General features: G+C 75.1%; 7 protein-coding genes and 1 pseudogene. 4 read left to right on the top strand and 4 right to left on the bottom strand.

Annotated features, from left to right (window positions below; genetic code table 11):
- The coding region (locus MLV88_RS23510) for a DUF3857 domain-containing protein (protein WP_243338780.1) at positions 1 to 2,725 on the top strand (2,725 nt) is incomplete at its 5' end.
- A 770-nt stretch (positions 2,726 to 3,495) separates the two neighbouring features.
- Positions 3,496 to 4,728: an HNH endonuclease gene (locus MLV88_RS23505; RefSeq protein WP_242341407.1), complete on the top strand. Its 1,233-nt coding sequence runs from the start codon at positions 3,496 to 3,498 to the stop codon at positions 4,726 to 4,728.
- 308 nt (positions 4,729 to 5,036) lie between these two features.
- Here the strand turns inward: MLV88_RS23505 and MLV88_RS23500 are convergent, their stop codons facing one another.
- Positions 5,037 to 5,651 (bottom strand): DUF4230 domain-containing protein, encoded by a 615-nt coding sequence (locus MLV88_RS23500; protein ID WP_242341378.1) that lies wholly within the window; start codon positions 5,649 to 5,651, stop codon positions 5,037 to 5,039.
- Between the two features lie 163 nt (positions 5,652 to 5,814).
- On the opposite strand from MLV88_RS23500, the gene MLV88_RS23495 reads away from it, so the two are divergent.
- On the top strand, positions 5,815 to 6,306 hold the full coding sequence (locus tag MLV88_RS23495) for a hypothetical protein (protein WP_242341377.1): 492 nt from the start codon (positions 5,815 to 5,817) through the stop codon (positions 6,304 to 6,306).
- Between the two features lie 15 nt (positions 6,307 to 6,321).
- On the opposite strand, the gene MLV88_RS23490 is transcribed toward MLV88_RS23495, so the two are convergent.
- Entirely contained in the window at positions 6,322 to 6,753 is a 432-nt protein-coding gene (locus MLV88_RS23490; protein WP_242341376.1) for a TfoX/Sxy family protein, read from the bottom strand.
- Positions 6,754 to 6,764: 11 nt separating this feature from the next.
- Positions 6,765 to 7,904, bottom strand: a complete 1,140-nt coding sequence (gene hemW, locus MLV88_RS23485; protein WP_243338777.1) for a radical SAM family heme chaperone HemW — start codon at positions 7,902 to 7,904, stop codon at positions 6,765 to 6,767.
- 151 nt (positions 7,905 to 8,055) lie between these two features.
- Between hemW and MLV88_RS23480 the strand changes: the two genes are divergently transcribed.
- On the top strand, positions 8,056 to 10,149 hold the full coding sequence (locus tag MLV88_RS23480; protein WP_243338773.1) for an OPT family oligopeptide transporter: 2,094 nt from the start codon (positions 8,056 to 8,058) through the stop codon (positions 10,147 to 10,149).
- 109 nt (positions 10,150 to 10,258) lie between these two features.
- Here the strand turns inward: MLV88_RS23480 and MLV88_RS23475 are convergent.
- A pseudogene (locus MLV88_RS23475) lies at positions 10,259 to 11,553 on the bottom strand (response regulator); the annotation flags it as partial.

The raw sequence follows: 11,553 nt of genomic DNA, 5'->3' as shown, positions 1-11,553 counted from the left end.
CGCGGCGCCGCCGGCGCGCCCGGCGCCGCGGGTCGGCGCGCCGCTCGGCGGCCCCGCCGCGCTCGCCGCCGCGCTCGAGCCCTCTGCCGGGTTCGCGCTCGGCGCCCTCCTCGCCGCGCGGGACGCGACGCAGGTCGACCGCGAGGGCGCGAAGGCGCTGCTCGCCGGGGCGGTCGCCCGCGTGCCGGCCTCGGCGACCCTGCGCGTCGCGCGCGCCGTGGCGACCCAGGACGACGACACGCTCGACGACCAGGTGGGCCGCGCGCGCGCCGAGGCCGACCTGCGCGAGGCGCTCCAGCGCGACCGGGACGACGCCGAGGCGCGCGTCCTGCTCGCGGAGCTCCTCCGCCGCTCCGAGCGGCTCGACGACGCGGACGCGGTGCTCGCCGGGCTCGCCCCGCAGGCGGCGGCGCGGGGTGCCGCGCTCGAGGCGAAGGCCCGCGTCGCCGAGGCGCGCGGGCTCGGCGTCCTCGCCGAGGAGCTCGCGGTGAAGGCGGTCGCGGAGAGCGGCCGGTGCGGCGCCGCCGGCCTGGCCTATGCGCTCGCCGGCCGCCGCCGCGCGGTCGCGGACGAGGACGCCCGCCTGCGCGCGATCGCCCAGTGCCGGGACGGCGCGTCGCGCGTCGCCGAGCACCTGCGCCGGCGCGGGGATGCGCGCGGCGCCGCCGAGGCGCTCGCGCCGGTGTCGGCGGCGCGGCCCTGGGCCATCGAGCCCGCCCTGTCACGCGCGGGCGCGCTCGTGGGGGCGAACGACCCCGCCGGCGCGGTCGAGGCGCTCCGCGTCGTCGCGGAGCTCTGGCCGCGCAGCCCGCGCGTCGCGAAGAAGCTCGCCGACGTGACGGAGCTCGCCGGGGACGCCGCGGCCGCGCGCGCGCTCCGCGAGCGGGCCCTCCTCCTCGACGGCGCGGACCTCGCGCTCCGGCGCGCGCTCGCGCTCCAGGACGGGCACGAGGTGCTCGACGGCGCCGCCGAGGACGGCAAGGCCGCCATCCGCGCGTACGAGCGGGCGCGCCCGCGCGGCGCGACCTCCGCGGCGATGGTGCTCGACGCCGCCGCGATCGAGGTCCTCCCGGGGGGCGCCGCGATCGAGCGCACGCACCAGGTCGTGAAGGTGCTCGACCAGCAGGGCGTGGAGGAGTTCGGCGAGGTTACGGTCCCCCACGGCGCGGACGTGCTCGTGCTCCGCACGGTGAAGCCCGGCGGCCGCACCGTGGAGCCCGAGCGCGCCGGCGCGTCCAAGGGGTCGGTGTCGCTCGCCGGCCTCGAGCCCGGCGACTACGTGGAGGTGGAGCACCTGCGCGCGGTGCCGGGCGTCGGCGGCGGCTACGTCGCCGACCCGTTCTACTTCCAGGTGGGAGGCGTGCCGCTCTTCCGCTCCACCTACGTGGTGACCGCGCCCGAGGGGCTCGGCCTCGAGGTGGACGCGCACGGCATGCCGGCCCCGGAGGTGAAGCGCGAGGGGGGCCGCGAGGTGATGCGCGCGCTCCGCACCGAGGTGCCGGCGTTCGTGCCCGAGCCCGAGGCGGTGCCGATGCAGGAGTACCTGCCCTTCGTGCAGGTCGGCGCGGCGGTCGACCGCGCCGCCATCCAGCGGGCCCTCGGCGACGGCGCCCTCGAGCGGACGAAGCCCACCGAGGAGCTCCGCGCGCTGGCCCGGGAGCTCCGCACCTCGGCGGGGCCGGGCGCCCCGCCGGCCGCGCTCGCGCGCGCGGCCTACGCCCACGTCGCGCGGACCGTCCTCGGCTCGACGAGCGCGCTCGGCGAGGACGCGAGCGCGGTCCTGTCGCGCGGCCGCGGGAGCCGGCTCGTGCTCCTGAAGGCGCTCCTCTCCGAGCTCGGCCTGCGCACGCGCATCGCGCTCGCGCGCCCGTTCTCCGCGAGCGCCGTCGCCTTCCGCTTCCCGAACCCCGGCGAGTTCACGCACCCGCTCCTGCGCGTCGAGGCGGGGAAGGAGACCTTCTGGCTGGATCCGTCGCTCCGGCTCGCGCCGTTCGGCGCGCTGCCCTCGAGCGTCCTCGACGTGGACGCGCTCGTCCTGCCCGAGCCGGGCGACGCGCTCGAGCTCCAGCACACGCCCGCGCGCGCGCTCGTCCCCGAGGAGCGCCAGGTGACGGTGCGGATCGCGCTCGGCACGGACGGCGGCGCCGACGTGGAGGGGACCGATCGCTACTTCGGCGCGATGGCCGCCGCCGCCAAGGCCGCGCTCGAGAAGCTCGACGCGACCGAGCGCCGCCAGGCGGTGGAGGCGATGCTCTCGCGCACCTTCGGCGGGTTCGCGGTGCAGGACGTGACGATCGAGGGCGAGGACGATCCCGCCGCGCCCCTCGGGATCCGCTGGCGAGGCTCCGCGCCCGAGCTGGCCCGCGCCGCCGACGGCGGCGTCGTGGTCGACGCGCAGGTGTTCCCGGCGCGGCTTGCGTCGCGGTACGTGCAGGTCGCCTCGCGGCGCACGGCGCTGCTCTTGCCGACGCCGGAGCGCGGCACCTCCCGGGTGGAGATCATCGCGCCCGCGGGGCTCTCGGCGCGCGCCGCGGCGGCGCGCAAGGTGGAGACGCCCTTCGGCACCTTCGAGCGCACGGAGCGCGCCGACGGCCGCACGCTCGTGCGGGAGGAGCGGCTCGACCTCGCCCGAGGCCGGATCGCGCCCGAGCGGTACGGGGACTTCGCCGGCTTCGCGGCCGCGGTCGACGCGATCCAGGACGACCCGGCGGTCTTCCGGCCGTGAAGTGCTGCTGTTCGCTGGTAAACGGCCGATCATGATTCGCGAATAGGCGCGCGAAGCGAGCCCGCCGGGGCGACGCCGCGGAAGCGGCGAAGCCGCTCGCGGCGGCGCACGGGACCCGGCGAGCCGGGTGGGGCTCCGACGACGGCGTCCAGACGTCGGTGGGGCGGGGCGCAGCCACTAGTCATTCATCACAAGTGCAGGTACTCGCCGGACGAGCGGCGGGTGGTTCGACGACGGCTTCAGTGCGCATGTCGGATTCGGGCATCGACGGGATCCGCGCACGCGCTCGTGCTCGGACCCCGTCGAACGGGGGAGGGCGGCGGAGCAGGCGAGCGTCTCGCCGTGTGTCGGGGGGGCGACGGAGTGACTTCGCGCGGGGTGCGCGCGGACTTCTCGAAGGCGCCTCCGCAGCTCGCCCCGGAGCACGGGCTGGAGCGTCATGGAAGGTCGGCCATATTCACCCACGGTGACAACTATCGCCAGCGGCAGTGCCGGCCGGTGTCGCGGCTCTTCTCGCGGCGAGGCGAGGCGTCCCAGTTGCGGTGGGTGAAACATTCTCCATTGACGCCTTCTCGCCCCGATTGCGCTCAGGCACACGGGCGGCGCGGGAAGGCCGCTCTCGCGCACGCTTCTCGCGCGTGAAGCGCGCGCCGATCGCCTTGGGGCAACGACGAGGATGCGCCGGAGAACGCCGCACAGGCGCGAGCCTGGAGCGTCTCCGGAGCTCCGAAGATCGCGTGCTACGAAGGGTGTACTGGAGGTGCATCCCCATGTCTGCGCTCACTCCCGCTGCTCTCGAGTCGAACGTCCTCGCCCTGCGCCTGCGCGAGCTCGCCGGGGAGGAACGGAACGTCCAGGTCGACTTCCTCCTGCACCTCGACGAATTCGATCGGCGCCGCGCCTTCGTCGAGATCGGCCATGCGTCCCTCTGGGCGTACTGTTTGGAGGCGCTCCACCTCCGGGAGGGCGCCGCCGGCCGGCGCATCCAGGCGATGCGGGTGCTGCGCCGCTTCCCGATCCTCGAGGCTCCGCTGCGCGATGGGCGTCTTTGCCTGTCCACCGTGGCGCTCCTCGGCCAGGTGCTCACGGAGCAGAACGTGGACGACCTCCTCGCTCGCGCCGCCTTCCGGACCCGGGCCGAGGTCGAGCACCTCGTCGTCTCCGTCCAGGCGCGCACCGCTCCGCGTGCTGGCCTTCGCAAGCTCACCGAACGCGCGCCCGCCGTGGTGGGCGCAGCGCTAGAGCTCCCAAAGGCCGAGCGGGCCGAGGCGGCTACCGCACCCGGCCCTGCGGAGCCGACCCTCGATCCGGGACCTGCGGCCGGCGCGCTGCCGGCGCCCCAGCCCACTCTCGCGGAGCCGAAGCGACGGGCCGAGACGCTCGCCGTCTCGGAGAGCCAATGGTCGCTCCGCGTCACCCTCGACCGTGCCTGCAAGGAGGACCTCGAGACGCTCCGCTCGCTCCTGTCGCACAAGGTCCCGGACGGTGACCTCGCGGCGGTGCTCCGCGAGGCGATCCGCTGCGCCATCGAGAAGCACGGCAAGCGCAAGGGCGCGGTCGCGCCGGAGCGGAAGACCAAGGACGCCAAGGAAGGCTCGAACGAGGGCGCAAAGCAGGCCGGGACGACGAAGGCCGCGGCGACGAAGAAGGCCGCGGCGAAGACGCCGCCGGCGAGGACCACGATCCCGGCGATAGTGCGCCGGGCCGTGTGGAAACGCGACGGCGGGCGCTGCGCCTGGGTCGGCCCGGACGGCTGCCGCTGCAAGAGCCGCTGGAAGCTCGAGCTCGACCACATTCAACCCGCCTCCCTCGGGGGACCATCGACGATCGACAATCTTCGGCTCGCCTGCCGAGCCCACAATCTGCTTCACGCAGAGAGGAGCTTCGGGCGCGAGCACATGGATCGCTTCCGGCGCGACGCGGGCGACGGGCCGACGCCGCCCGCGCACGCTGACGTGGCACCTCTGCGTCCGGTCATGCAGCTGGGGATGTGGGCGCCGTGATTTGCGGCCGCCACGGAGCTGACCGAATCTCCGGGCAGAACGGAGGGCGGGTTTCGCATGGTCGCCAGGCTGGAGCGACGGCTCACCGCTCGCGTACTTCCGGCTTCCGATCCCCTGCGCCCCCGCTGGTGACGCTCACCGCTCTGCCGCCCCGCAGTGCTCCGCCCGGAGCGTTCCCGGCGTGCGCGTGCCGACCCGTCGATGCCCAGCCGGAGCGCGTGGTGCGCCGCTCGGCCGACCGAAGCCGCTCCCCCGGTCAGCAGCCGAAGATGTGACGAATCCTCAGGGCGCAGCCCCCGTCAGAATATTCAGCTCGCGCTCTCGCCCGGCGGGAGCGCGTCCACGAACCGCACCTCCCCGAAGCCGAGCCCGACGAGCAGCGCCCGGATGTGCCGCTCCGCCGAGGCCCGCGCCCGCGCCTTCAGCGCGACGTCGCCGTCGACCTCCCGCTCGAAGGCCACCTTGGCGAGGTCGAGCAGGCGCGCCGTCTCGGCCGAGTCGAGGTTCGAGCCGAGGATCTCGGTCTCGCCGGGGCGGATCGCGATGGTGGTGCGGATGGGCGGGAGCACCACGTCGACCCGTCGCCCCTGCACGCCCACGCTCGTGGCGTTCAGCCGCTCGAGGTCGAGGGTGAGGAAGGCGTCGGCGAAGACGATGGCCTTCCCCTTCGGCGCGGCGAGCGTGTGGCGCAGCCAGCCCGCGACGTCACCCCACAGCGAGTCCGCCTGCGTGGGCTCGGGCTCGAAGCTCACCTTCTTGTAGAGCCGCACCTCCAGGGTCTCGAGGCGGGCGACCTCGCGGATCTGGGTCGCCACGGCGGGGGGCGACGGCAGCGGCCGCTCGCGCAGGAAGATCCGGGACACGACGGCGATGCCGGCGCCGATCGAGAGGCCGAGGAGGACGACCGCGAGGAGGCGACGCATGGGAGAGCATGCTATCGCGGCAGGTCCCGCGGCGCCCGGCCGGCGTCGGCGGCGCGGTGCGCCGACCTGCGCGGCGCTGCGCTCCCACCCTCTCGGCTCCACCCGCCGGCGCTCCTCGGATGGGCCGAGCGAGGCCTCCGCGGCGGGCGCATGATGGCGTCCGATGCGCCTCTCGCCCTCTCGCGTGCTCGCCTGCGCCGTGCTCCTCGCGGCGGGCTGCGCCGCAGCGCAGCGCGAGGCGCGCCTCCGCGCGGCGCTCGACGCGCAGGGCCTCTCGCGGCCCCTCGCCGAGGTGTGGCCGGCGGCGCTGCGCCTCCTGGACGAGCGCGGCTTCGACCTCGGGAGCGACGACGGCGTCTCGATCGGCAAGGCGCCGCTCGGAACCGTGTCGCAGCTCCTCTCGCAGGCCCGCGACACGCGGACCGTGAAGGGGGGCCGCTGGGTCGCCGAGACCGATCTCGACGGGTCGGACGTGCGCTACCGGGTCGAGGGGACGGAGCTCGGCGGCGGCTCCTGCCGCGTGATCTTCTTCAAGATCGCGGGCACGCTCGAGGGGCGCGACGAGCGGGAGCACCGGGACGTCGAGCTGGAGCTCGAGCTCGCGCGGCGCGTCGATCCCGCCGCCGCGGCGCGCCTGAGCGACGCCGCGCGGTGAGCGGGCCGGCGGGCCTCACCGCGGGCGGCGCGCGCGCGGCTTCGCCGTCGGCGCCGGCTTCCGCCTCGCGGGCGCGCGCCCCTTCGCGCTCCTCCGCGCGCGGGCCTCCTTCTCCGCGCGCGCGCGGAGCGCCGCGTCGATGGCGAGGCGCGCCCACGGGAGCATCGCCTCGGGCTCCTCGTGCGCGGCGTCGGGCGGCTGGAAGTAGCTCGTCTGCTCCACCCTGCCGTCCCGGCGCGGGTACACCCACGCCTTGCAGCCCGCCTCGACGAAGCGTGCGCGGGTCTCGGCGTCGGTCTTGAGGAACAGCTCGTCGTCGTCGAGGAGCCCGAACATGGTGTCCCCGACGTAGAGCCCGTGCCCGCCGAACATTCGCCGGGCCTCGGCGGGACCCGCGAGTGACAGGAGATCGAGCGCGTGCTCCACGAAGGCTGCGGTATTCGCCATGCCCACCTCTCCTATTCGAGGAGCCGCTCCGCGATCGACGTGTGGAGGTCGAGGCCGCGGCTCGTGAGGACGAGCGCGCCCGCGCGGCGGACCGCGAGCCGGTGCGCCACGAGCCCCTCGGCCTCGCGCGCCTGGGAGGGCGAGAGCGACGCGAGCGGCACGCCCTCGCGCGTGCGGAGCCCGAGCATCAGCCGCTCGTTCCGCTCCGCCACCGGGCCGATGCGGTCCTCCTCCGCCGTCGGCGCGCGTCCGGAGAGGGCGGCGTCGAGGTACGCGCCGGCGTCGCGGAGGTTCCCGTACCGGTACGACCCGCCCTCGCCGCGCACGCAGCCGTACGCGCCGGCGCCGAGCCCGAGGTAGCTCTCGGCGCTCCAGTAGAGCCGGTTGTGCAAGGACTCGCGGCCGGGCCGCGCGTAGTTCGAGACCTCGTAGCGGCGCAGCCCGGCGCGGCGGAGCTCCGCGCGGATCGCGGCGGACTGGGCCGCGGTGTCCTCGTCGGAGGGGAGGGGGAGCCGGCCCTCGCGGCGCAGGCGCGCGAGGGGCACCTCCTCCGCCATGATCTCGGGGTCGAGCGTCAGCGCGTACGCGGACACGTGCGTCGCCCCGGCCTCCACGGCCCGCGCCGCGTCCCTGCGCGCGGTCTCCACCGAGGAGCGGCGCGCCCCGTAGATGAGATCGACGCTCACGTTCCCGAGCTCCTCCGCCGCCGCGCGGATGGCCCGCTCCGCAGCGTCGGGGCCGTGCCGGCGGCCGAGCTTCGCGAGCACGCCCGCGTCGAACGACTGCGCGCCCACCGACACGCGGTTCACCCCCGCCGCGCGCCAGGCGCGGAGCTTCGCCCGGTCGGTCGACTCCGGGTTCGCCTCGATCGTCACCTCGGCCGGGGCGGGCAGGGCGAAGCGCTCGCGCAGGGCGGCGAGGAGGGCCGCCACCTCGTCCGGCTCCCACAGGGACGGCGTGCCGCCGCCCAGGTACACGCTCACGGCGGCGAGGCCGTCGAGCGCGGGCGCGCGCAGCAAGAGCTCCGCCGTGAGCGCCGCGAGGTACCTGCGGCCCTCGGGCGGTCGCTCGGTCGAGACCGCGAAGTCGCAGTAGGGGCAGTGGTGCGCGCAGTAGGGGAAGTGCACGTAGATGCCGAAGCGGCGCGCCATGCCTTTTTCATAGCGCGATGCGGCGCGCGGATCCCGCCTCGCCGTGCGGAGGGGAGGGCGGCGCGGAGCGGCTGACCCGAGAGTCGACATCGCCCGGGAGACGTGGTTTCTTGACGCCCCGCAACCCGGAACCGTGTCGCGAGGACCCCGAATGGCCGAGTTCGCCGCCCCGCCCCCGCCGCCGAAGGACTTCAAGCCCTACATCGCCGACGACACCCGTCTCCCAGAGTTCACGCCCAAGGCCATCGTCGCGGGCGCGTTCTTCGGGATCCTCTTCGGCGCCGCGACCGTCTACCTCGCCCTCAAGGCCGGGCTCACCGTCTCGGCCTCCATCCCGATCGCGGTCATCGCGATCTCGCTCGGGCGGAAGTTCCTCAAGACCTCCATCCTCGAGAACAACATCATCCAGACGGCGGGGTCGGCGGGCGAGTCGATCGCCGCCGGCGTGGTGTTCACGCTGCCCGGGTTTCTCTTCCTCTCCACCGACCCCTCGACCAAGCTCTCGATCGGCGCGGGCTACTTCGACTACGTGACGCTGTTCGCCCTCTCGCTCGTGGGCGGGATCCTCGGCGTCCTGATGATGATCCCGCTGCGGCGCTCCCTCATCGTGAAGGAGCACGGCTCGCTGCTCTACCCCGAGGGCACCGCCTGCGCGTCCGTGCTCATCGCCGGCGACAAGGGCGGCGAGTTCGCGAGGACGGCGTTCCAGGGCGTCGGGCTCGCGCTCGGCTACGCCGTGCTGCAGAAGGTCTTCCACGTCATCGCCGAGAGCCCGGCGTGGGTGACGCGTCAGACCAACAAGTGGCTGCCGAACGCGACGGTGAACGGGGAGATCACCCCCGAGTACCTCGGCGTCGGCTACATCATCGGGCCGCGCATCGCGGGCGTGCTCGTGGCGGGCGGCGTGCTCGCCTGGCTCGCGCTCATCCCGCTCCTCTCCGTGCTCGTGCCCGCGGACGTCATGGCCGAGCAGCTCGTGAAGCTCGGGAACATGAAGGACCTCGCCACCGCCGGCGGCCCGGGCGGCTGGGACCCGGTGGCGCACACCTTCTCGAACCTGCCGAACGCGGTCTACCGCGCCTACATCCGCCAGATCGGCGCGGGCGCCGTGGCGGCGGGCGGGTTCATCACGCTGCTCAAGACCCTGCCCACCATCTGGGCCTCGCTCCGCGACTCGATCCGCTCGCTCGGCGACAAGGCCGCCGCCGCGGGCGTCCGCCGCACCGAGCGCGACCTCTCCTTCCTCACCGTCATCATCGGCAGCGTCGGGCTCGTCCTCCTCCTCGTCCTGCTCCCGCAGGTCCCGGGCGAGTCGATCCTCCAGAAGCTGCTCGTGGCGCTCCTCGTCATCGTCTTCGGCTTCATCTTCGTGACGGTCTCGTCGCGCATCGTCGGGCTCATCGGGTCCTCGTCGAACCCGATCTCCGGCATGACCATCGCGACGCTCATGGCGACGGCGATGGTGTTCGTCGGCGTGGGCTGGACCGGCTCGGCCTACGAGCCGCTCGCGCTCGTGGTGGGCGGCATGGTCTGCATCGCCGCGGCGAACGCGGGCGCCACCAGCCAGGATCTCAAGACCGGCTACCTCGTGGGCGCGACGCCCCGGTACCAGCAGATCGCGCTCTTCGTGGGCGCCGTCTTCTCGGCCCTCGTCATCGGCCTCACCGTGAAGGTGCTCGACACGCCCACGGCGGATCTCGCCGCGCAGGGCGTGCAGCACATGATCGGGACGGAGAAGTTCCCGGCCCCGCAGGCGACGCTCATGGCGACGCTCATCAAGGGCCTCCTCTCCCTGAACCTCGACTGGCACTTCGTGCTGGCCGGCGCGTTCTTCGCCGTGACGATGGAACTCTGCGGCGTGAAGTCGCTCTCCTTCGCGGTCGGCCTGTACCTGCCGCTCTCGACGACGCTCCCCATCTTCGTGGGCGGCGCGCTGAAGGGCGTCGTGGACTGGCTCGCGGCGCGGCGCGGTGAGCCCGGCGAGGAGGGCGAGCTCGGCGGCGGCAGCCTGTTCGCGACCGGCCTCGTCGCCGGCGGAGCGCTCACCGGCGTCATCGTGGCGCTGCTCAACGTGAACGACGGCGTGAACCACTTCATCGAGAAGACGCTCAACATGGAGCCGCGCATCAGCGGCGTGATCGGCGAGGAGGGCTTCGCGCTCCTCGGCGTCGTCTTCTTCGCCGCGCTCGCGCTCATGCTCTTCCGCGCCGCGCGGAGGGCGCAGCCGAAGCCGCCGGCGGTCTGATGATGAGCGGAGCGCGGGAGGCTGCGCTCCCGCCTCGACGACGGCGCGTCGTGGCCTCTGCGCCCCCGCGGGCGGCCTCGGCGTCGCCGCGGCGGCGCAAGAGGCGGGCTCAGGACTCCTTCAGCGAGTCGATCTGCTTCTGCAGCTCCTTGTTGCGCGCCTGCTGGCGGGCGACCTCGCCGTTCAGGAAGTCGTTCTCGCCGCGGACCTCCTCGAGCTCCTCGCCGAGCTGCGCGACGCGCGCCTTAAGGGTCGCGAGCTCCGCCGGGTCCGCCCGCGGCGCGGGCGGCTGCGCGGGCCTCGCCTGCCCCTTCTCGAGCTCCTGCACGCGCCGCTTGAGGGAGAGCTCCGCGCGCGCACGCGTCTCGAGGTGCTTCTCGAGCTCCACCATCGCCGCGCGCAGCCGCGCCGCCTCGGCCTGGTGGCGCTTCTCCGCCTCGGTGGCGCCCGAGGCGAGCGCGCGCCGGCGCTCCTCGCCCTTCTCCTGCGACCGGCGCGCCTCGTCCTCGCGCGCGCCCCGCTCCCGCTCGAGCTCCTCGAGCCGCCGGCGCGCCGCGGCGAGCTCCGACTCGAGCCGGCTCGTCGCTCCCTGCAGCTTGCCGGTGTCGACCGCGAGCCGCTCCTCGGCCCGCGCCCGCTCCGCGGCGGCCGCCTGCGCGGCGCGCGACGCGCTCTCGGCGGCCGCGCTCCGCTGCTGCACCATCTCCTTGAGCGTCGCGACCTCCTTGCGCAGCCGCGCCGCCTCCTCCGCCACCGGCTCGAGCTTCGCGAGCCGCGCGATCTCCGCCTCGAGCCGCCTCGTCCGGTCGCGCTCGGCGTCGGCCTCCCGCCGCACCGCCTCCCCCGCCTTCGCGAGCTGATCGCGCTCCGAGGCGGCCTGCGCGGCGCGCCGCTCCGCGTCGGCCCGCGCCCCCTCCACGCGCGCGAGCTCGCCCTTCGTGCCGGCGACGGACGCCCGCCCCTCGTCGAGCGCCGCGCCGAGATCGCGGACCCGCTGCTCCGTCGCGGCGAGCTCGGCGACCTTGGCCTCGTACGCGTGCTCGGCGGCGATCGCCTTCTCGTCGTAGGCGCGCGCCTCGGCCTGCGCTCGGCGCAGCTCCTCCTCGAGCCGCGCGGCCGCCTCGGCCTGCGCCGCCGCGTCGGCCTCGAGCGCCTCGATGCGCCCGCTCGCCTCGGAGAGGTCGGCCTGGGCCGCCTCTTCCCGGCCGCGGGCCTCGGCGAGCTCCGCGCGGAGCGCCTCCGCGTCGCCCTCCGCGGCGAGCCGCGCGTCCGCGGCCTGCTCGAGCTTCGCCGCGAGCTCGCCCATGAGCCGCCGCACCTCGGCGGCGAGCGTGTCCCGCTCTCCGGAGAGCGCGGCGAGCCGGGCGTCGGCCTCGGACCGCTCGGCCGCGCGCGCGGACTCGA

Origin of the sequence: Anaeromyxobacter soli, assembly GCF_022808855.1 — a bacterium.
Classification (GTDB): Bacteria; Myxococcota; Myxococcia; order Myxococcales; family Anaeromyxobacteraceae; genus Anaeromyxobacter; species Anaeromyxobacter soli.
Note: the sequence above shows the minus strand (reverse complement) of the source record. Positions and strands in the feature narration are given on the sequence as shown.

Excerpts from the sequence above, each read along its gene's own strand:
- MLV88_RS23505 (WP_242341407.1), top strand. The coding sequence starts at position 3,496 with ATGTCTGCGCTCACTCCCGCTGCTCTCGAGTCGAACGTCCTCGCCCTG.
- MLV88_RS23500 (WP_242341378.1), bottom strand. The coding sequence starts at position 5,651 with ATGCGTCGCCTCCTCGCGGTCGTCCTCCTCGGCCTCTCGATCGGCGCC.
- MLV88_RS23495 (WP_242341377.1), top strand. The coding sequence starts at position 5,815 with ATGCGCCTCTCGCCCTCTCGCGTGCTCGCCTGCGCCGTGCTCCTCGCG.
- MLV88_RS23490 (WP_242341376.1), bottom strand. The coding sequence starts at position 6,753 with ATGGCGAATACCGCAGCCTTCGTGGAGCACGCGCTCGATCTCCTGTCA.
- hemW (WP_243338777.1), bottom strand. The coding sequence starts at position 7,904 with ATGGCGCGCCGCTTCGGCATCTACGTGCACTTCCCCTACTGCGCGCAC.
- MLV88_RS23480 (WP_243338773.1), top strand. The coding sequence starts at position 8,056 with ATGGCCGAGTTCGCCGCCCCGCCCCCGCCGCCGAAGGACTTCAAGCCC.